The 21,863-nt window shown below is 65.1% G+C and carries 14 protein-coding genes and 1 tRNA gene; 7 read left to right on the forward strand and 8 right to left on the reverse strand.

The features are described 5' to 3' along the window. Nucleotides 1–6 precede the first annotated feature (6 nt). The 5 genes from CFB39_RS22080 (at nt 7) to CFB39_RS22100 (ending at nt 6,925) form a co-directional block, all read left to right on the forward strand. Nucleotides 7–453 (forward strand): GatB/YqeY domain-containing protein, encoded by a 447-nt coding sequence (locus CFB39_RS22080; RefSeq protein WP_089427999.1) that lies wholly within the window; start codon nt 7–9, stop codon nt 451–453. Nucleotides 454–521: 68 nt separating this feature from the next. Beyond that, nucleotides 522–2,399: a DNA primase gene (gene dnaG, locus CFB39_RS22085; RefSeq protein ID WP_089474434.1), complete on the forward strand. Its 1,878-nt coding sequence runs from the start codon at nt 522–524 to the stop codon at nt 2,397–2,399. Nucleotides 2,400–2,487: 88 nt separating this feature from the next. Then, nucleotides 2,488–4,908: an RNA polymerase sigma factor RpoD gene (gene rpoD, locus CFB39_RS22090; protein ID WP_089427997.1), complete on the forward strand. Its 2,421-nt coding sequence runs from the start codon at nt 2,488–2,490 to the stop codon at nt 4,906–4,908. A gap of 130 nt (nt 4,909–5,038) precedes the next feature. Further along, nucleotides 5,039–5,114, forward strand: a tRNA-Ile gene (locus tag CFB39_RS22095). Between the two features lie 260 nt (nt 5,115–5,374). Then, nucleotides 5,375–6,925 carry a phospholipase D family protein gene (locus CFB39_RS22100; RefSeq protein WP_089474435.1) on the forward strand — a complete coding sequence of 517 codons (1,551 nt, stop codon included), beginning with the start codon at nt 5,375–5,377 and terminating at the stop codon, nt 6,923–6,925. 22 nt (nt 6,926–6,947) lie between these two features. On the opposite strand, the gene CFB39_RS22105 is transcribed toward CFB39_RS22100, so the two are convergent. Beyond that, the gene (locus tag CFB39_RS22105; protein WP_089474436.1) at nt 6,948–8,414 is read right to left on the reverse strand and encodes a PLP-dependent aminotransferase family protein; all 1,467 of its coding nucleotides are present in this window, start codon (nt 8,412–8,414) and stop codon (nt 6,948–6,950) included. Nucleotides 8,415–8,725: 311 nt separating this feature from the next. On the opposite strand from CFB39_RS22105, the gene CFB39_RS22110 reads away from it, so the two are divergent. Then, the gene (locus CFB39_RS22110) at nt 8,726–9,376 is read left to right on the forward strand and encodes a pyridoxamine 5'-phosphate oxidase family protein (protein ID WP_089474437.1); all 651 of its coding nucleotides are present in this window, start codon (nt 8,726–8,728) and stop codon (nt 9,374–9,376) included. 136 nt (nt 9,377–9,512) lie between these two features. Here CFB39_RS22110 and CFB39_RS22115 read toward each other — a convergent pair whose 3' ends face one another. The 7 genes from CFB39_RS22115 to CFB39_RS22150 form a co-directional block, all read right to left on the reverse strand. After that, complete coding sequence (locus CFB39_RS22115; RefSeq protein ID WP_089474438.1) at nt 9,513–11,189, reverse strand: DUF3300 domain-containing protein; 1,677 nt, start codon at nt 11,187–11,189, stop codon at nt 9,513–9,515. Nucleotides 11,190–11,639: 450 nt separating this feature from the next. Beyond that, complete coding sequence (locus CFB39_RS22120) at nt 11,640–13,472, reverse strand: protease pro-enzyme activation domain-containing protein (RefSeq protein WP_089474439.1); 1,833 nt, start codon at nt 13,470–13,472, stop codon at nt 11,640–11,642. A gap of 718 nt (nt 13,473–14,190) precedes the next feature. After that, complete coding sequence (locus CFB39_RS22130) at nt 14,191–14,802, reverse strand: ankyrin repeat domain-containing protein (protein ID WP_089474440.1); 612 nt, start codon at nt 14,800–14,802, stop codon at nt 14,191–14,193. A 77-nt stretch (nt 14,803–14,879) separates the two neighbouring features. Continuing rightward, entirely contained in the window at nt 14,880–16,415 is a 1,536-nt protein-coding gene (locus CFB39_RS22135) for a catalase (protein ID WP_089474441.1), read from the reverse strand. 304 nt (nt 16,416–16,719) lie between these two features. Beyond that, complete coding sequence (locus CFB39_RS22140) at nt 16,720–18,207, reverse strand: efflux transporter outer membrane subunit (protein WP_089474442.1); 1,488 nt, start codon at nt 18,205–18,207, stop codon at nt 16,720–16,722. 13 nt (nt 18,208–18,220) lie between these two features. After that, nucleotides 18,221–19,807, reverse strand: coding sequence for an MDR family MFS transporter (locus CFB39_RS22145; RefSeq protein WP_089474443.1), 1,587 nt, complete (start codon nt 19,805–19,807; stop codon nt 18,221–18,223). Next, entirely contained in the window at nt 19,800–20,921 is a 1,122-nt protein-coding gene (locus tag CFB39_RS22150) for an HlyD family secretion protein (protein WP_089474444.1), read from the reverse strand. Before CFB39_RS22150 ends, CFB39_RS22145 begins: the two co-directional genes overlap by 8 nt. Before the next feature lie 92 nt (nt 20,922–21,013). Here CFB39_RS22150 and CFB39_RS22155 point away from each other — a divergent pair, with 92 nt between their 5' ends. Continuing rightward, the gene (locus CFB39_RS22155) at nt 21,014–21,847 is read left to right on the forward strand and encodes a CerR family C-terminal domain-containing protein (protein ID WP_089474445.1); all 834 of its coding nucleotides are present in this window, start codon (nt 21,014–21,016) and stop codon (nt 21,845–21,847) included. Nucleotides 21,848–21,863: the final 16 nt, after the last annotated feature.

Consider the following 21,863-nt stretch of genomic DNA (forward strand, 5'->3'; position numbering starts at 1 on the left):
TGAAAGATGAGTTTGAAAGAGCAGATCAGCGAAGACATGAAGGCCGCGATGCGCGCGAAGGACAGCGAGCGCCTGGCAACGATTCGCCTGCTGATGGCCGCGATCAAGCAGCGCGAAGTCGACGATCAGATCACCCTCGACGACGCGGGCATCACGGCCGTGATCGACAAGATGATCAAGCAGCGCAAGGATTCGATCAGCCAGTTCCAGGCCGCCAGCCGTGACGACCTCGTCGCGAAGGAGCAGGCCGAACTGGTCGTGCTGAGCGGCTACATGCCCGAGCAGCTGTCGGAGGCCGAGGTGGCCGCCGAAGTCCAGGCAGCGGTCGCGCAGACGGGCGCCGCCGGCCCGCAGGACATGGGCAAGGTGATGGGCGTGCTGAAGGGCAAGCTCGCCGGCCGCGCCGACATGACGGCCATTTCCGCGCTGGTCAAGGCCGCGCTCACGAAGTAACACCTGTTTCCCCGGCGCGCGGTGCGTGCGCCGGGGTGTCGTATTGTCTTTTTTCGCTCGATCCCACGGTGATTCCGCATTCGTTCCTGCAGGACTTGCTGAACCGCGTCGATATCGTCGACGTGGTGGGCAAGTACGTGCAGCTCAAGAAGGGCGGCGCCAATTTCATGGGGCTGTGCCCGTTCCATAACGAGAAGAGCCCGTCGTTTACCGTTAGTCCAACCAAGCAGTTCTATCACTGCTTCGGTTGCGGGGCGCACGGCACCGCGATCGGCTTCCTGATGGAACACGCGGGGCTCACGTTCCCGGAGGCCGTGCAGGATCTCGCGCAGTCCGTCGGGCTGACCGTGCCGCACGAGCCGTCGATGCGTGGCGGCGGTGGGGGCGGCGGCGGTGGCGGTGACTATCCGGCGCCGGTGTCGAAATCGGTCGCGACTGCGTTGTCCGATGCGATGACCGCCGCGTGCGACTACTACCGCAAGCAGTTGCGCGGCGCGACCGTCGCGATCCAGTACCTGAAGAACCGGGGCCTGACCGGCGAGATTGCCGCGCGCTTCGGGCTCGGTTATGCGCCGGACGGCTGGCAGAACCTCGAGGCCGCGTTCCCGGATTATCGCGACGAGTCGCTCGTCGAGTCGGGGCTCGTGATCGTCAGCGAGAAGACCGATGCGCAGGGCGTCGCGCGCCGCTACGACCGGTTCCGCGAGCGGATCATGTTCCCGATCCGCAATGTGAAGGGCCAGGTGATCGGCTTCGGCGGGCGCGTGCTCGGCAGCGGCGAGCCGAAGTACCTGAACTCGCCTGAAACCCCGCTGTTCAACAAGGGCAGCGAGCTGTACGGCCTGTTCGAGGCGCGGCTCGCGATTCGCGAGCGCAAGTACGTGCTGGTCGTCGAAGGCTACATGGACGTCGTCGCGCTCGCCCAGCTCGGGTTCCCGAACGCGGTCGCGACGCTCGGTACCGCGTGCACGCCGATTCACGTGCAGAAGCTGCTGCGCCAGACCGATACGGTCATTTTCAGCTTCGACGGGGATTCAGCCGGGCGGCGAGCGGCCCGGCGAGCGCTCGAGGCCTGCCTTCCGCATGCGGGGGACAACCGCACGATCCGGTTCCTTTTTCTGCCGGCCGAGCACGATCCGGACAGCTATGTGCGCGAGTTCGGTGAGGCGGCGTTCTCCGAGCAGGTCGAGCGCGCGATGCCGTTGTCGCAATTTTTGCTGAACGAAGCAATTTCCGGCAAGGCGCTCGATCAGCCGGAAGGCCGCGCGAAGGCGCTGTTCGATGCGAAGCCGTTGTTGCAGGCGCTGCCCGCGAACGCGTTGCGCGCGCAGATCATGCACATGTTCGCCGACCGCCTCGATATCCCGTTCGAAGAGGTCGCGGCGCTGTCCGACGTCGATACGCGGATCGCGGCACCGCCGCGCCAGGCGCCCCCGCGCAGCGAGCGGCGCCGCGTGACGGACAGTGAAAAGCGTGCATTGCGCACGCTGGTGATGCATCCGCGCATCGCGTCGCAGCTCGACGATGAGCAGTTGGCTACCCTGCGCGCATTGCCGCGCATCGGCGAGCTGTTCGCGGAAGTCGTCGATCATGCGCGCGCGCTGGGCGAAGGCGCGGAGTTCCGGCTGCTGTCGGATGTCCTGCGGACGTCCTCGAATGGAGCGACTTACGAGGAAATCTTCCGCGAAATTCTGGACTATGATGAAAACGTCCGCGACTTGCTGTTACAGAATCCGGAAGACGAGACGGTGCCCGAGCGGCAGCGTGAACAGGAACGGATCGCGGGGGAGGAACTGCAGGCGGCGGTGCTCAAGATGCGTTACGACGCTTGCTGCGACCGGCTTGACAGGCTGGCGCGGCAATCTACCTTCACACCCGAGGAATTGGCCGAATTGACGGAATTGAACCAGCAGCGAACCGACATGAAGCGTCGGCTCGGGCTGTAGGCGGCTGGAGAGCTTAGAGAGGGCTCCCCAGCGTGCTATAATATAAGGTTTCCAGCGGTTTGTTTTCCAAGCAGAGGCGAGAATCGCGATGGCAAAGACGACAGGCGGAAAGAAAGCAACAGGCAAGGGCTCGACGGAGCCGACCAAAAAGGTCACAGCGGCCAAGTCTGCTTCTTCCACCAGGACAACGTCTTCAGCCACGTCAGCCCCAGCAGGAAAGAAAACCGCGGCCGGCACTGCTCAGGCTGCGCCGGCGCCGGCAGCCAGAACACGGGCTGCCGCCAGACCCGACTCCGGGCCGGCCAAGCCGGCGGCGAAGCGGGCAAGTGCGAAAAGCGCAAGGGACACGACTGCCGCCGCGGACGAAACGGCAGTACGTACTACTCATGCACCCACGGTTCAACCGGCTGTCGTCCAGCAGCCGCGAGTCGATATAGCCGGTACGGCGAACTCCATGACCAAAAAGCTGAACGAAGTATCCGTCGAAGACGACGCAAATCAGAGCGACGAGCAGCCCGCAGCAGCGGCGGCTGCCCCGGGCAAATCCAAGGTGCGCGATCGTCGCGCCAAGGAAAAGGCGCTACTGAAGGAAGCGTTCGCGACGAGCACGCCTGGTACGGCCGAGGAGCTCGAAGAGCGCCGCGTGAAACTGCGCGCGCTGATCAAGCTCGGCAAGGAGCGCGGCTTCCTGACGTACGCCGAAATCAACGACCACCTGCCGGACAACTTCACCGAGACCGAAGCCCTCGAAGGCATCATCGGCACGTTCAACGACATGGGCGTGGCGGTCTACGAGCAGGCGCCGGACGCGGAAACGCTGCTCCTGAACGACAACGCGCCCGCCGCGTCGTCGGACGATGAAGTCGAAGAGGAAGCGGAAGTCGCGCTGTCCACCGTCGATTCGGAATTCGGCCGCACGACCGATCCGGTCCGGATGTACATGCGTGAAATGGGCACGGTCGAGCTGCTCACGCGCGAAGGCGAAATCGAGATCGCGAAGCGGATCGAGGACGGCCTGCGTCACATGGTGATGGCCATCTCCGCGTGCCCGACGACGATTGCCGACATCCTCGCGATGGCCGAACGCGTCGCGAACGAAGAGATCCGCGTCGACGAGCTCGTCGACGGCCTGCTCGATCCGAATGCTTCGGACTCCGCCGATACCGACGGCTTCTCCGCGAAGGAAGCGGAAGCCATCGAGAACGAGGACGAGGAAGCCGAAGAGGAAGAGGAAGAAGAGGAAGAGGAGGAAGATGACGGTGCCGCGCAGGCATCGGCCAATGCCGCCCAGCTCGAAGCCCTCAAGCGTGCGTCGCTCGAGAAGTTCTCGCAGATCAGCGAGTGGTTCGACAAGATGCGCCGCGCATTCGAAAAGGAAGGCTACAAGTCGAAGGCCTACCTGAAGGCGCAGGAAACGATCCAGACCGAACTGATGACGATCCGCTTCACCGCGCGTACCGTCGAACGCCTGTGCGACACGCTGCGTGCGCAGGTGGACGAAGTGCGTCAGGTCGAACGCCAGATCCTGCACATCGTCGTCGACAAGTGCGGCATGCCGCGCTCGGAATTCATCGCGCGTTTCCCGGGCAGCGAGACCGATCTCGACTGGGCCGAGAAGATCATGGCCGAAGGCCATTCGTACAGCGCGGTGCTGTCGCGTAACATCCCGGCGATCCGCGAACAGCAGCAGCGCCTGCTCGACCTGCAGGCGCGCGTCGTGCTGCCGCTGAAGGACCTGAAGGAAACCAACCGTCAGATGGCGGCCGGCGAACTGAAGGCGCGCCAGGCGAAGCGCGAAATGACCGAGGCGAACCTGCGTCTCGTGATCTCGATCGCGAAGAAGTACACGAACCGCGGCCTGCAGTTCCTCGACCTGATCCAGGAAGGCAACATCGGCCTGATGAAGGCGGTGGACAAGTTCGAATACCGTCGTGGCTACAAGTTCTCGACCTATGCGACGTGGTGGATCCGTCAGGCCATCACGCGCTCGATCGCGGACCAGGCGCGCACGATCCGTATTCCGGTTCACATGATCGAGACGATCAACAAGATGAACCGCATCTCGCGGCAGATCCTGCAGGAAACCGGTCTCGAGCCGGATCCGGCAACGCTCGCCGAGAAGATGGAGATGCCGGAAGACAAGATCCGCAAGATCATGAAGATCGCGAAGGAGCCGATCTCGATGGAAACGCCGATCGGTGACGACGACGATTCCCATCTCGGCGACTTCATCGAGGACACCAACACGGTCGCGCCGGCGGATGCCGCGCTGCATGCGAGCATGCGCGACGTCGTGAAGGACGTGCTTGATTCGCTGACGCCGCGCGAGGCGAAGGTGCTGCGGATGCGCTTCGGTATCGAGATGAGCACCGATCACACGCTCGAGGAAGTCGGCAAGCAGTTCGACGTCACGCGTGAGCGGATCCGTCAGATCGAGGCCAAGGCGCTGCGCAAGCTGCGTCACCCGAGCCGTTCCGACAAGCTGAAGTCGTTCCTCGAAGGGAACTGATTTTCCAGCGTCTCTCCTGCGAACGCCACCGGCATCCGCGTGATGCCGGTGGCGTTTCTCTCCTTTGTTGTTACAATGCCGGCCCGGCTTCTTCGTCGGGGCAGCGTGTGACACGCTTCGCTTCTCATCAGGGCTTGTAGCTCAGCGGTTAGAGCAGTCGACTCATAATCGATTGGTCGCGGGTTCGAACCCCGCCGGGCCCACCATATTTCATGCGCGCGTTCGCGCGGCATGCCGAAAACCCGCGATGGCTTCATGCGTCGCGGGTTTTTCTTTGCGTGGGCGCGTGACCCATGTCGTGATCAGGAAAGTACCGAGAGGGTGCCGCGTCGCCGTCAATCGAAGTATGCTGTAGCGCGGCCGTTTCACACGCGATACCGATTGCGGCCCAAGGCAAGCCAAACAGCCCCGCGATCCATCCGGCGGCGAGAACAAACAGACTTCGGCCGGGAGTGGGACGGCAATCATGACCATGCTGCGTTCGTGGGGTGCGCTTCTTTCGTTGCTGGCGCTCGTTGCATGCGCGAGCCTGCCGCCGCAGGCAGATCGCGCGCCGACGCACGCGTACACCGATACGGACAACACGCGGCTGGGTGTCGCGTTCCAGCAGCAGGCCAGTACGCATCCGGGGCAGGACGCGTTTCATCTGCTGACCGACCCGGTCGACGCGCTGGATGCGCGCGTGTTGCTCGCCGATCGCGCGGACCGCTCGATCGATCTTCAGTACTACATCTGGCATGACGACTTGACCGGGCACGAACTGGCCGATGCGATCATTCGCGCGGCCGATCGCGGCGTGCGCGTGCGTGCGCTGCTCGACGACCTCGGCACGAACGCGGATGACCGCAAGCTGCTCGAGATCAGTTCGCATCCGAACATCGAGATCCGGCTCTTCAATCCGGTCGCCACGCGCCGGTTCAAGAAGATCGGCACGGTGTTCGAGTTCTCGCGCGTCAATCGTCGCATGCACAACAAGGCGATGATCGCGGACAACCAGGCGGCGATCGTCGGTGGCCGCAATATCGGCGACGAGTATTTCGGCGCATCGTCGATGCTGGAGTTCGGCGATCTCGATGTCGTCGTTCACGGCCCGGTCGTGAAGGACATTTCGACCGAATTCGATACGTTCTGGAATTCCCCGTACGCGTACCCGATCAGTGCGCTGGTCGGGCACGATGCGGCGCCGGGTGGGCTGGACCGCGAGCGCGAACGGTTGCGCGACTACCTGAGGGCCATGGAAGACAATCCGTACGTGCTCGAGGCCAGACAGCGGCTCGACCGGATCGTTCACGGGCAGGGCACGGAACTGTCGTGGGGGCACGCGACGGTGCTGTACGACGATCCGTCGAAGATCGCGCATGCGCCGAAGGACAGCGACGGACACCTGATGCCGCAGCTGCGGGCGCTCGCGTTGCAGCCCGAACATGACCTGCTGATCGTGTCGCCGTATTTCGTGCCGGGCAAGGAGGTCGTCGAGCGGCTGCGCGCGCTCACGGCGCGTGGCGTGCGCGTGACGGTGCTGACCAACTCGCTCGCGTCGACCGACGTCGCGGCCGTGCATGCGGGCTACCGGCACTATCGGAGCGATCTCGTGGCGGCCGGCGTGCGGCTTTACGAGCGGCGGCCGTCGGGTGACAAGAGTATCTCGAAGCAGGTCATCATCGGGTCGTCGCGCGCATCGCTGCATGCCAAGACCTACGTGTTCGATCACAAGAGCATTTTCATCGGGTCGATGAATCTCGATCCGCGCTCGCTGAATCTCAATACGGAGATCGGCGTTTACTGCGAGAGTCCGGCGATTGCGTCGCAGGTGGCCAACGATCTGGAGGCACGGCTCGATCGCATCGCGTGGCGGGTCGAGCTGAGAACCGATCCGGCGGGCAAAGGGCGGCTCAAGTGGATTCAGACCGATTCGGACGGGAAGGTCACCGAGCTCGATCACGAACCGGAAGTGTCTGCTGCGCGGCGGATGGAAGTCTGGTTCCTCGGGCTGTTTCCGCTCGAGTCGCAACTGTGAGCAACGATGCCGCGCGCGACATTCAGCCGCGCGTGCGGCCGTGTTGCTCGATGATGGCTGCGAGCTGCCTCGTCGCGGCTTCGATCGTCGCGTCGTTAAGCCCGGAATAGCCCAGCACGAAGCCGTTGTATGAGCGGCCGTCGCCGACCCGATAGCTGCTCAGCGGCTGAAGCAGCAGGCCATGCGCGGCTGCGGCGCGGGCGACGTCGGTGTCGTGCAGCGGCATCGCGAGATTGGCCGACAGATGCATGCCGCCCGCGCTTTCGCGAATGCCCAGCACGGCCCCGAGGTGGCGGGCGAGTGCGGCTTCGAGGCTGCTCCGACGCTCGGCGTACAGCGTCCTCATCCTGCGCAGGTGTCGTGCAAAGAGGCCGGTGTCGATGAATTCGGCCATCGCCAGTTGATCGGCCGAGTGGCCGCGATGGACGAGTTCGCGCAGCGTGCGGGTGAAGCGATCGACCAGCGTCGGCGGTACCACCATGAAGCCGAGCCGGAGGGCGGGAAACATCGTCTTGCTGAAGGTGCCGAGATAGCAGACCGGTGCGTCGGCATCGAGGCCCTGGATCGCGGGCAGGGGCTGGCCGCCGTGGCGGAACTCGCTGTCGTAATCGTCCTCGATGATCCACGCGCCGCACGCACGTGCGCGCTCGACGAGCGCCGCGCGCCGACGGGGGCTCATCAGCGCGCCGAGCGGGTACTGGTGCGACGGTGTCGTATAGATCAGCCGGGGCGGCCGGGTGCGCCATTGTTCGTCGTTTGGCGCCATGCCTTCGTGGTCGACCTCGATCGGCACGAGCTCCAGCCCGGTCGACCGGAATGCGGTTCGGGCGCCGTTGTAGCAGGGGTTCTCGAGCCAGCCATATTCGCCAGGATTCGCCAGCATGCGCGCGCACAGTTCGAGGCTGCTTTGCGTGCCGTCGGTGATGAATACCTGGCCTGTTTCGCAGCGCACGCCGCGCGAGACCCGGATGTAGGCGGCCACGGCACGCCGCAATTCGGGCAGCCCTTCGACCGGGCCGTAGGCGAGCTGAGCGGGCTGGATGACTCTCCACGCGCGCTCGATGCAACGGCGCCATTGAGCGACGGGGAATTCATCGAGCGAAGGGAGGCCGGGAACGAACGGCAGCATGCGTTCGGGTTCGGGATCGGCGTTCTCCAGCCCATGCACGCGCTCGGACAATCGAACCGGGGCCGGGCCGCGTTCGGGCTCTGTGGTGGAACGGCCGCACCCGTCCCATCGTGTGATCGTCCCGTTGCGCGTGGCCGCCACGAAGCCTTCCTCGGCAAGGCGCTCGTACGCATAGACCGCCGAGTTGCGCGCGATGCCCAGCTCGGCCGCGAGCACGCGCGTCGACACGAGCCGCGTGCCGGGCGGGATGTGCCCGTCCAGCAGCATGTTGCGCAGGCTCCGGTAGAGGGCTTCCTGCTGGCTGTGTCGTGTCGTGCCGTCCTGTCTGGAAAGCGATGAGACGAGCAGCGCGAGATCCATGGGCTGGTTCCAGAATTTTTGGGTGAGCTGGTTCTTTTGAAGATGCGACGCGCGTCGTATCGTTCACGTTCCCGTGTCGCCGGCCGGTGCGCGGGCATGTCCAGCGATCGTCACGGATAGCCGCGCGCGTATTTTGATCGATTTGGCCAGCGACTGTCGATGGGCTGATCGACCGGTCATTCGCGCGTGCAAGCGGTAGCGTTCGATTCGATTAACTTCGTAGTGCAAATATATTTCGAGTGAGTGCCTGCGCCTGGCCGAAACGCGGGCCGCTCGATGCGCGCAAGGGTGTGAAAACAGGAAAGCGAAACATGAAAGACCAGACCGTCATCTCCCCCACATCCCGCACCACCATTCGTCGCCTGCCGGAGCTGGCAAGCCACGATCGCGAGATGCTTCATCGCATCGTGGACGAGGCCTACGTGTGCCACATCGCATTCGGTTCGGGCGAGGACACGCACTGCATCCCGACCGCACACTGGAGACGGGGCGATTACCTCTATATTCACGGGTCGAACGGCAGCCGGATGATCAAGGCGCTGGCGGCGGGCACGCCGGCCTCCGTCGCGATGACGTTGCTGGACGGTCTCGTGTTGGCCAGATCGGCTTTCAACCATTCGATGAATTATCGATCCGCGGTGATCTACGGGCGGTTCGAGATGGTGGAGGGCAGTGTGGACAAGCTGGCGGCGCTGGATGCATTGATGGACAAGATCGCACCCGGTCGCAGGCATGACGCGCGGCCCGGCAACGAGAAAGAAATCAATGCGACCAGCGTGCTGCGGATTGCGCTTGCGGAAGCAGCCGTGAAGGTCAGCGACTCAATGCCGTCCGACAAGGACGAAGATCTCGCGCTTGCTGTCTGGACGGGGATCCTGCCGCTGAAAATGACGCGCGGTGCGCCGGTCCATGCCGAGGGCAGCGTGCCGGTGCCGGATTATGTCCGGAACTGGGAGGAGTAAGTTGCACGGCAGGGCCGTGCGGTTTCGCTGAGAATGGTGGCGCGCGGAATGTTGCGCCGAGCTGCGTTCGCACGGCAACGAGACGCGATTTCGCCGCCGGCAGTGCGAATACCGCACTGCCGTCACGGCGAGCATTTCACTCGGCGCGATGCTCATGCGTCTCGTGTGGCGGATGCGACTCCGCAGGGTGCGGATGCGGTGCGGGTGCGTGCTCGGGGGCCGGTTGCCGCGGCTGCGCTGCCGCGTGTTCCTGTGGTTGCGCTTCGTTGTGCTGTGGCGTCTCTTTTTGCACGTGCTGCAGAGTCTCGTTGCGATGCTGCATGGCTTCGCGCTGGCGTTGCTGCTCCGCATTGTGTTGCTGCAACGCCTCGCGCTGCTGTTGCTCGGCTGCGTTGTGTTGCTGCATTTCCTCGCGTTGCTGCTGTTGTACTGCGTTGTGCTGTTGCATCGCCTCGCGTTGCTGCTGCAATTGCTGCTGGGCGGCCGCACGATTTTCCTGCGCGGCGTGCGCCTGCTGCATGGCCTGCTGCCGCTCTTCGCGCATCGCGTCAGGCGCATGTTGCGCCGGTGCCTCGGCATGCGGTTCGTTCGCACGGTTCTGTGCGAACGCGCCAGGCGACGGGCGCGCGCCGGGGCGCGCGTCGTTCGCGCCGAAGTGCGGCATCGTCATCGGCACGGCGCCAGGGTGTTGCGCCATGGCCTGCCCGCGCATGGGCTCCGCACCCGGCTGCATCGTGTTGCGTTCGATCGTCGTGTTCGTCGTATTGTTGGTGACGTTGCCGCCGTAGTTGTTCGTGATTCGCGTGTTGCGGATGTTGGTGATGTTGTTGATCACGGTGGTCGACTTCGACACGTACGTGGTGTGGTTGTACACCACGGCCGGGCGCTGCCAGCCGCCGTTCCAGCCGGGGCCTTCCGGACGCGGCGCGCCCCAGTTCATGCCCCATGCATGCCAGCCCCAGTCGTGATGCCCGAAGATCGCGGCGCCGACGGCGATGCCGACGCCGAACGTGATCACGCCGGCGGCAACGACTTCCCCCGTGCTGTATGAAGGCGGCCGGTACACGTAGCCGGGGTAGGCCGAAACCGGCTCGCCGTAGACGACCGTCGGGTTGTACGACGGGACATAGACGACCTCGGGCTGTGCCGATTCGATCTCGATGGCCTGCGCGGGCGGCGGCACGATCGCCGGCCCGGAATAGACCACGGGCGCGTCGGTAGCCGGCGTATAACCAGTCGGTGCGGCCTGCGCGACTTGCGTGACCCGCATCTGGCCGTCCGAGCGCAGATGGCCGGACGTCTGCGCGCGCTGGCGCATCACCTGGATCGCGTTCATCACGTCGGTCGGGTCGTTGTAGTAGGCCTGGCCGAGCGACGTGGTCCACGCCGGGTTCGATGCCATCTGCGACAGCACCGCGGGGAACGCGGTCAATGCCTTGACGGACGGATCCCACGGCTGCGTATCGGCGGCGGTGGCGAGTGGCTGTCCCTTCAACGACGGATTCTGCATGACCCAGTTGTTGGCGGCCGTGACCTGGTCCGGATAGGTTGCACCCGCAAGCACCAGCGCGACGAGCTTGTCGGGGAACAGTGCGATCGGCGCGACCATCTGGTAGAGCTGGTCGGCAGTCGGCGGCGTGTAGGCGACGGGCGTCGACGCGGGCTGGGCCGCGGCGGCCGCGCTTGCGTTGCTGGCCGGAGCGGCGGCGCTGCTGTCGCCGCTCTTGTTGCAGGCCGAGAGGCCGAGCAGCGACACGATGAGGGACGATGCGATCAACGTTCTGACGGGGCGGTGTGCACGTGTGTGGTTCATGTTGTTCGTTCGGGGTTGTGTCGGCGTTGGCAGGCACGCGGGCCGCGCGATCGGCGTGAGCACTGTGCCGCGGCCGTCAGCGCATGCTCCGGGGGCATCGGCCGGGGCCGGCGGCAGGGTCGTGCTCGCAGCGTGGTTGTCCCGCGACGAATCGATATATCCAGTTAAACGCACGACACGCGCGGAAGTTGTCTGCGCGTTGTGTAACAGTGTGTACCTTGCAGTCCGTAAGCGGGCCGGCACTACCCGGGTAATGGACATGAAAGTTGCTTGTGCAACGATTGGAAGGTTGGAGAAGGCATCGTCGCGCCGGAGGTTGCGCCTCGAGATTGCGCGGAACACAAAAAACCCGCGAAGGCCTTGCGGCCCTCACGGGTTGTTCAAGCGATCACATCCGGTTCCATGCATGCGCTGCGGTGCGCATGCGGAACCGGGGCGGTCATCTTTCCATCAGCGTGCGAAATCCGATGTGCTCTGGATGAACGTGTTCAGCTTCGAGATGTTCACGCTGCCGAAGCCCGTCGTCGCGTCCCAACCGGCCTTCGCCTTGTAGCCGTAGGTGCCGCTGCCGTTGTTGCCGGACGTGACGTCGTGCAGTAGCGCCGCGTTGCTCGGGAAGTACTTGTAGATGCTCGACGCGGGGAACCCGAGCGCATTGTTGTTGGCGGACTGCAGGCGCGCCCAGATGCCTGTGAAGATCGGCGCGGCGAGGCTCGTGCCGCCTTCGTTGTTGAGGTAGCCGGAGCCCCACAGCGTGTCGGACGTCTGGCCGTTGACGACGAGAATCGCGCCGGTGCGCAGGTCCGCGTCGAAGCCGACGTCGGGCAGTGCGCGCTTGGTCGATCCCGTGAGGCTCGACGATTGCCACGACGGCGCGGCTTCGTACTTGCTGTACCCGCCGCCCGTCGACCACACGGTGCCCGGCTGCCAGCTCGGATCGTTCCAGACGATCTCGCTGTTGTACGCGTTGGTCGACGTATTGGTGAACAGCGTCGTGCCGCCCACCGCGATCACGTACGGCGACGTTGCCGGCTCGCTCACCGTATAGGTCGAGCGCGACGGCGTGCCGCTCGCGCATTCGTACGCGCCATGGTCGCCGGCGGATACCGAGAAGGTTTGCCCCTGCGCGACTGCCTGCTTGAAGATGGTGTCGTCGGTGGCCTGCGAGCCGGTGCTGTTCGCGGACGATTCGCATACGCCGAGCGATACGTTGATCACCTTTGCGACGTTGTCGGTCACGGCCTTGTTGTACGCGGCGGTGATCGCCGTGAGCGTCATCGACGGCGCGACGTAGAACACGACCTGCTTCACGCTGCCGCCGGCCGCGCCGACGATCGACTGGCTGTCGAGGTTCCATTCGACGGTGCCGTCGGTGTCGGTGTATGAGCTGCCGGACGGGCCCGTCTTCACGATGCTGCTGCTGATCGTGCCGAGGCTGTTGTTTGCAGCGAATGTATTGAGGTCGCTTACCGTCTGCGACAGGTCGCCTTCGGAAATGATGCCGACGGTGGTCTGCGACGCGGTCGGCGTGCCGTCGCCGCCGTAGATCGACGAGAATTCGGTCGGGTTGTGCGGCACCGCCGATGCGCCGGCCGGAATCGTCAGGTTGCTGGTGTTGCCTTGCGGCTGGCTGCCCGCGCCCGTGTGCATCAGCTCGACGTTCTGCAGGCCCAGCACCGAACCCACGACGCCGCCGATCGCGTTCGGCACTTGCGCGGCGTCGGTGTTCGCGTAGACGCTGCGGCCGTTGCGCGTGAAGCGCTTGAGCGTCGTGCGGAACGCGGACTTGACGGTGGCCGCGGTGCCGGACGCGGAGACCAGCAGACGGTTCGGCGCGACGACGATGTTCACGAAGCCCGCCTTGCGCAGATGCGCGACGACCGAGGCGACCTGCTGGTCGGTCGGCGCATATTGCGACGCGAACTGCGCCGGCGTGAGGAACTGCCGGTAGTGCGGCGAACCAGGCGTATGCAGGTCGTGCAGATACTGGTCGAGTTGCGCCTCGTTGCGCAGGTTCAGCCCGAGCACGATGTCCACCGACTCGCCCGGCGCCATCTCGACGGCGGCTGCTGCAGCCGCCGCCGTGCTCGCGGCGGGCGCGCCGGCCGTACCGGCTTCGCTCTGCTGCACGAGCGGCAGGAAACCCTTGGTGTGCGTTTCCGTCCAGCCGGCCGCAGGCGCGGCGTGGGCGGTCGCCATGCCGAACGATGCGGCGGCCGCGGCGGCGAAGGCGAGTTTGACGAAGCGATTGTGCTTTTGATTCTTGTCTGCAACCTGATTCATTTGAATTACCCCTCCGGTTGAACATCGAACAGCACGAACAACAACGGTCGACAGCGGTGCGGGTCATGCACCGCTGATTTCTGTCGCACGCGTGCGGATGGCACGGACGCGACAGGGCCTTTCGCCCGATCCGGAACGGTGTCTTTTCTCCGGGGGCAAAATACGGAAAACGCGGTAACGGGAAGGCTGCGCCGCGATACGACGCAACTGCGCCGGACGTGACGCGGGCGGGGTTGCTAGAGCAACAGTTTCGTTGTCCTGCTCATTTGATTCGATCCTTCGACCCGCTGCCGGATGGCAGTTGTCCAATGAGATACATCGGGATGTTGCATGCGTCGGCGCGCGAACGATGCGGCCGGCGGCGAGCACTGCGGTGCGGCGAAAGCGAAAAAAACGTCGAGCGGAAGCGATTGCGTAGTGAGCAATTCGTCAGATTGCTTGCATCGGACGGTATCAAGAACGAAAGCGAGGTGTCAAACTTTTTTTGATTATATGAAACTAAATTAAAGCGAATAGGCGCAATGCTTTTGAAAATATTGGCAGTGTTTTGTAATATTCGAGGCCACCACAGAAAGTAATGCGGAATGCGAATTGCCGATCATTTCCGGTTTGATGCGTAATGGGCGCAATTCGCCGATCGTGTTCGAGGCGTGACTCGAATCGCTGGGTCGCGGTGAAGCAAGGCGAGCACGCGGGCATCAGGAAGCAGGGCATGAAGCTACTGCCGCGCACCTGCATGCTGCAGCGCGTCCACGGCTTCCGTGTTGTCGTGCGACCGCGCGAGCTGCAACAGCGACTGACCGCGCCGATCGACATGATTCGGATTCGCGCCACGCGCGACGAGGAGCGGAATCAGGTCGAATCGGTTGAACAGCGTGGCAAATCCCAGCGCGGTTTCCCCGGCGCCGTTAGTCTGGTCGATCGGGCATGGCGTGTCGATCAGGCGCCGTGCGATGTCGGGTTCGTTCTTGAAGAGGGCACCCATCAGCGCCGTATTGCCGTGGCGGTCGCCGGCGCATGCGTTTGCGCCGGCCGACAGCAGGTAGTCGAGCGCGGCGGGCTGGCCATCGTAGGACGCGAGTATCACGGCCGTAAAGCCATGGCTGTCGGTGGCATCGACGGGATAGCCGGCGTCGTGCAATGCGCGCAGGATGTCGACGCGGCCGACGCGGGCGGCGTCGAACCAGTCGCCGTCGTAGCGACGCAGCGCGGCAGGGTCGGCCGGCGCATACGCCGGCTGGTCGGGAAGGTGCGCGCAACCGGCGAGCGCGGCCAGCGCCAGGACTGTTGCGGTGGAGCGGATCGCGCGCGTCAGGCGTTCGGATTGCATGAGGATGTCCTGATGGGTGGGTGAGGTCGACGTGCGCGGCGCAACCCCGCACGTCGACGGCGACCGGAGTCGCGGGATCAGTTCTCGCTCAGCTTCGCGGCGAGCGCCTGCACTTGCCCGACGTCGGCATGCACGGCCTGCGCGAGACGCGTGCCGTAGTCGGCATCGGCCTTGTAGAAGTACGACAGCATCGCGTACTGGTTTTGCGCGTTCGTCACCTTGCCGAGGTCGCCGGACAGCGCAGTGATCAGGTCGTCCCTGTCCTGCTGCGACAGGCTGCGGTAGTACTCGCCCGCCTGACGGAACCGCAGCTTCTTGTGGATCGCTTCCTGCTGCGTCGTTCCGTTGAGCGTCATGCGCACGGACTTGTATTGCGGATCCGGCGCGAGTTCATGCAGCGTCGACGGTTCGTAGTTCACCTCGCCCTTGCGGTCGCCGGCGTTCATCTTGCCGTCCTGGTTGTTGTTGACCACCGGCACGACGGGCCGGTTGACCGGCAGGTCCATGTAGTTCGCGCCGAGCCGGTACATCTGCGTGTCGGCGTACGCGAACAGCCGGTCCTGCAGCATCCGGTCTTCTGACGGCTCGATGCCGGGCACGAGTCGCGACGGCGCGAATGCCGATTCCTCGGTCGACTGGAAGTAGTTGTCGGGCACGCGGTTCAGCGTCATCGTGCCGATCTTGCGCTCGGGCACACCGGTCCACACCTTCGTGTCATCCAGCGCATCGAAGTCGAAACGGTTCAGGTCCTGCGGCGTGAGCACCTGCACGTACAGATCCCACTTCGGGAAGTCGCCTTGCTTCAGCGCGCCGTACAGGTCGTTCGTCATCATGTTCCAGTCGCGCCCGATCGATGCATTGATGTCTTGCGGACGCAGGCCGTGCACGCCTTGCTGGCTCTTCCAGTGGAACTTCACGTAGTGCACGTCGCCGTGCGCATTGACGAACTTGAACGCGTGCACCGCGAAGCCGTCCATGTGACGATACGAATCGGGCATGCCCGCATTCGTGTACAGCATCGTCAGCATGTTCGTCGCTTCAGGTGTGTGCGCGAAGAAGTCGAATGCGAGGTTCGGATCCTGCACGCCGGTCACGGCGCTCGGCTTGTTCGCGTGAACGAAGTCGGGGAACTTGATGCCGTCGCGAATGAAGAACACGGGCCAGTTGATGCCGACCATGTCCCAGTTGCCCTGTTGCGTATAGAACTTCACCGCGAAACCGCGCGGATCGCGCGCCTGTTCAGGCGAGCCGCGATAGCCCATCACGGTGGAGAAGCGCACGAACACGGGCGTGCGGCTGCCGGGTGTGAAGACCTTCGCTTTCGTCAGGTTCGAGATGTCCGCGGTCGGCACGAACTCGCCGAATGCGCCGGTGCCGCGTGCATGCACGACCCGTTCCGGAATGCGTTCGCGATCGAAGCGCTGCAGTTTCTCGATGAGTGCGGAGTCTTGCAGGAGCACGGGGCCGGCAGGGCCGGCCGTCTGCGAATTCTCGTTGTCGCCGACGGGGGCGCCCGTGTCTCGCGTGAGTTCGGCGGCATGGGGGGACGCGGAAAGTGCAACGCAGATCGCGGCGACTGCGTGTCTCAGCACGCGATGGGAGGATGAGGACATGACGATGGAACTCCTTGAATCCGATCGGTGGTGGGGAAGCCGACTGAATTAGAAGAGATCGTCAGACGATTGGCTAATTGATATTCGATATGTTTCCGATAGCGACGGCGTCGATGCGGCATGGGTGCGGTTCTCATCAACGCAGGCGATGAATATTGTTGCGTGCGCAATGAGTTGTTGCGTCGCGCGCCGTGAAGCGATCACAAGCGTCGAACGCGGGTGCGTTGGACTTGCTCCGCATTGCGAGCATCGGCGCCGCAGTAGCCTCGACGAACCCTGCCGTGCGGCACCGATCAACCCGGCATCAACCCGCGCCCGCCTGCCACCCGAGCCCGAGGTTCTTCTGCAACGACACGTAGTCCTTGATCAGCTCGGCCTGGCCGGCGATCACGTTCTGCTGCGCGGCCAACGCTTCGCGTTGCGTATCGAGCAGGTCGATCATCGATGCGACGCCCGCGCGATAGCGCTCGTCCATCAGCGATCGGGAATGCACGGCCGACGTCTGCACCTTGGTGAGCGCAACGACATGCTCGCGCTGGTGCCCGTAACGCTGCAATGCCGTGTTGGCATCCTGCAGGGCGCCGAGCACCGCCTTCTGATAGTTCGCTTCCGCCTCGTCTCGCGATGCTTCGGCCGCGCGCACCGCACCGCGCGTACGCCCGAAGTCGAGAATGTTCCATTGCAGATACGGCGCGCCGACCCAGGTGAAGTTCTGCTTGCGGAACAGGTGGCCCGGGTCGGTCGCGCTGAAGCCGAGATCGCCGAGCAGCGTCACCTTCGGGAAATAATCAGCGACGTGCTCGCCGATCTGCGCATTGCTCGATGCGAGCCGGCGCTCGGCCGCGCGAATGTCGGGGCGCTGTTTCAGCAGCGTGGCCGGATCGCCGATCGCGACGCTGCCGGGTAGCGTCGGCAGCGGCGCATCCGATGTCGACAGTGCGGCGTCGAGCGCACCGGGCGCGCGGCCCGTCAGGATCGCGAGCCGGTCGAGCGATTCCGTCACCTGCGCGTCGAGCGGGATCAGCGATGCACGCGTGTTTTCGACTTGCGTCGTCAGGCGTTCGATGTCGGCATCGGCGGCAACGCCACGCGCTCGACGCTGCTGCGTGAGTTCGAGCATCTTCTGCTGCAGCTCGGCAGTGCGCCGCGACAGCGCAAGCCGCTGCTGTTGATCGCGCAGGTCGATGTACGCGTTGGCGACTTCGGCAGCAATCGACACCTGCGTGTCGGCGAGATCGGCGTCGACCGCTTCCGCTTGCGCAGATGCTGCTTCGACCGCGCGGCGCGTGCCGCCGAACAGGTCGATTTCCCAGGTTGCGTCGAAGCCTGCCGAATAGAGCTGCAGCGGGCCCGAGCCACCCAGCGACGGCGAGGTGCCTCCCGATTGGCTCGAACCGTTCGACGGCAGCAGCGAACCGAGCGCGCTGACGTCCGGCTCGCGCGTGCGGATGGCGGCGACGGTGGCCGACGATTTCGGCAACTGGGCCGCACGTTGTTGCGCGAGCTGCGCGCGTGATGCGCGCAAGCGGGCTTGTGCCGCGTGCAGATCGGGGTTATACGCGAGCGCGGCGGTGATCAGGTCGTCGAGCTGGCGATCGTTGAGCGCGTGCCACCATGCGCTCGGCGCGGGCGCCGTGGGGTCGACGCCGGTGGCCGGCGCGCGCACGAAGGTCGGCGCGTCCGGCGCGGCGGGCGCGCCGCGATAGTCGGGGCCGACCGTGCAGCCGGCGAGCAGGCACGCGGCCGCGCACAGCGTGAGCGCGGGGCGGCGGGGCAGGGACAAGGGTTTCATCGCGTAAGACGGTTCAGTGGCCGGAGGACATCGGCTGCGGCCCGCGCGGCGTTCTCAGCAGCAGCGCGAGCGGCACGCAGGCAAGCAGCGCGAGGCCCAGCAGGTAAAAGGTTTCGGAATAGGTCATCACGACGGCCTGGATCTGGATCTGCTGCGCCAACTGTCCGAGCGCGCGCATGTTCGAATACGCGAGGTCGCCGGTGTGCGAGAACCAGTTGGCCGCGTAGGCGGACAGCCGGTCCTGCCCGATCAGCGAGTTCGCCGTCACCGATTCGCGCAGCGCGGCCGTATGGAAGGTCGTGCGCCGGTCGATCACGGTGCCGATGATCGCGAGCCCGATCGAGCCGCCGAGATTGCGTGCCATGTTGTAGAGCCCGGCCGCATCGCCCGAGTCTTCGCGTGCGACGGCCGCCATCGAGGCCTGGTTCAGCGGCATCATCGCGAGCATCTGCGCGACGCCGCGGATCAGTTGCGACCAGACGAAGTCGTGGCCGACGCTCTGCGCGGTCAGGCTGATGTCGAGCATGCAGCTCAGGCAGAACAGCAGCAGCCCCGAGATCACGAGGATGCGGAAATCGACCTTGCCGAGCAGGCGCGGCAGGATCGGCATCACGAGGAAGGCGGGCAACCCCGACAGCAGCATGATCGCGCCCGCCTGTTCCGCGTTGTAGCCGGCGACGATCGCCAGGAACTGCGGCAGCAGGTAGGACACGCCGTACAGCCCGGCACCGACCGCGGACACGATCACGATCACGCTCGCGTAGCGCGGGTTGCGCATCAGCGACAGCCGCATGATCGGCCGCTTTGCAAAGATCTGCGACAACGCGATCAGGATCATTCCGGCAAGCGATACGAGGCTCAACGTGACGATCATCTGCGATTCGAACCAGCGCTCGCGCTGACCCTCCTCGAGCACGACGGTGAGCGAGCTCAGACCGATCGCGAGACCCAAGATCCCGAGCCAGTCCGCGTTCAGGAATGCATGCCATTGCGGGCGGTCCGACGGCAGCCCGAATATCAACAACGCCATCAGCAACAGGCACACCGGCAGGTTCAGGAAAAAGCACCAGCTCCAGCTGACGTTCTCCGCGAGCCAGCCGCCGAGCACGGGGCCGAACAGCGGCCCGAGCAGCACGATCAGGCCGAACAGCGTCATGCCGACCGGCAACTGCGACAGCGGCAGCCGCGTGCGGATGATGGTTTGTGCAGTCGGGATCAGCGCACCGCCGGTGAAGCCCTGGCCGATCCGGCCGGCGATCATCATCGGCAGCGAATGCGACCAGCCGCACATCATCGAGAAGGCAATGAACAGCGCGGAGTTCGTCAGCAGGAAATTGCGCAGCCCGAACACGCGCGTGAGCCACGCGGCGAGCGGGATCATCACGATCTCCGACATCAGGTAGCCGGTCGAGATCCACGTGCCTTCGGTGCCGGTCGCGCCGATTTCACCCTGGATCTGCGGCAGCGCGGAGTTCGTGATCGAGATGTCGAGGGTCGCCATCAGCGCGCCGAGCGCGCCCGCCGCGACCGCGATCCAGTCGGTCACGCTCGCACGGCCCTCGTGCGGCGGCATCGGCATCGTGGCGGACGGTTCAGCCATGATGCGTCTCGTCGCGGGCCGAGCGCGTATCGACGTCGACCGTCACCGACAGCCCCGGCAGCAGCATGCGCTGCGCGCGGGCGTCCGCGGCGAGGCGGATGCGCACCGGCACGCGCTGGACGATCTTCGTGAAGTTGCCGGTCGCGTTCTCGGGCGGCAGCAGCGCGAATTGCGCGCCCGTGCCGGGGGCGAAGCTGTCGACCACGCCGGACAGCGCGCCGTCCGGCAGCGCGTCGACGTGCAGTTCGACGGGCTGGCCGATGCGCATGTTGCCGATCTGCGTTTCCTTGAAGTTCGCGACGAGGTAGATCGCGTTGACGGGCACGACGGTCAGCAGGCGCGTGCCGGGCTGCACGTATTGACCGACGCGTACCGTGCGATCGCCGACGCGGCCGGCGAGGGTGCTGCGCACGATCGTGTTGTCGAGGTCGAGCTGCGCCTGTGCGGCGCTGGCCTGCGCGGCTTCGAGCTGCGCGCGCGCCTGCTGGAGCTGCGCGGTGTACGACGCGATCTGCGTGCGGGCGGCCGCGATCGACGCATTGTTCGCGGCGAGCGTCGCGGCCGCCTGATCGCGCGTGCTCTTCAGGTCGGCCACGCGTTCGTGCGTTTCCGCGCCGGTCGCGGCGAGCGGCGCATAGCGCGTGTATTCGTCGCTGGCGTGCTGCGCATTGATACGCGACACCTTTGCCTGTGCGTCTGCCTGTTCGAGATTCGCATGCTGCTGGCTGATGTCGGCTTCGGCGCGTGCGATGTCGGCGCGGCGCGCGTCGACGGTCGCAAGCGACTGCGCGAGCGCGACCTGGTACTGGCGGACGTCGAGCCGCACGAGCGGATCGCCGGCCTTCACGGCCTGGTTGTCGCGCACGTACACATCGGTCACGTAGCCGGCGACCTTAGGCGCGGCGGTCATGCTGTCCGCCTGCAGGTACGCGTCGTTGGTGCTTTCGATGAAGCGGCCGACCGTCCACCAGCGGCCGAGCCAGACGGCGCCGCCGATCGCCGCGAGCACGGCGACGACGAGCAGGATGCGCCGTTTCGATCCGTTGCCGTTGCGCGGGGTTGTTCCGTTTTCCTGACGATCTGCTTTCTGTGGCGGGTCTTGCGGCGTCGACATGCTGGCATCCAATTTATTCCAAGTGGAAGAATTATTCCAGTTGATAAAATTGTGTCAAGTAGAATGTCGGTCGATCGAATGACGAGGAAGGCATGAACGAAGCGAAGAAGCTGCGCCGTACGTCGGCGGGCGGCTACGCCCGCGGCGACGAAACGCGCCAGCGGATCATCGAGGCGGCGATCGAACTGTTCGGCGAGCGCGGGTTCGCGGGGGCATCGACACGCGAGATCGCCGCGATGGCCGGCGTGAACGCGCCGGCGCTCCAGTACTACTTCGAGAACAAGGAAGGCGTGTACCGCGCGTGCGTGGAGACGATCGCGGAGCACGGCTGGGAAGTGTTCGCGCCGGCGGTCGGCCATGCGTGGGCGATGCTCGATGCGGACGCGGACGTCGACGTGCTGATCGATGCGTTCGTCGGGCTGCTGCGCGCGCTGTCGGACCGGATGTTCACGGCGCCGAAGACGATGAACCAGCGGATGTTCTTTGCACGCGAGCAAGGCGGCCAGGAGCCGGCGAGCGCGAGCGAAATCCTGATGAAGCGCATGCGCAAGCCGCTGAACGACGTGAGCGCCGAGCTGATCGGCCGCATCTCGGGGCGGCCGGCCAACGATCCCGTCACGCGCCTGCGTGCACTGAGCCTGTTCGGGCAGATCACGGTGTTCCACATCGCGCAGCGTTCGGCACTGCAGTTGCTCGAATGGGAGGCATTCGAAGGCGAGCGCGCGGAACTGCTGATCGACACGATTGCCGAGCAGACGCGGGTGCTGCTCCAGCAATGGCACGTGCAGCGCGACGCATTGGCGGCCGAATCTGAAGCCGGCTCGAAGCGGGAGCCGGGTGCGCCGGCGAAACGCACGGCGAAGGCGGGGGCGTCGACGCCCGCCGCGAAAGGCCCGCGGCGCGGGAGCAAGCCCGCCGCGCGTTGAACGCGGCGCGCCGTCG

The organism is Burkholderia sp. AU6039, assembly GCF_002223365.1.
In the GTDB taxonomy this organism is placed as follows: Bacteria; Pseudomonadota; Gammaproteobacteria; order Burkholderiales; family Burkholderiaceae; genus Burkholderia.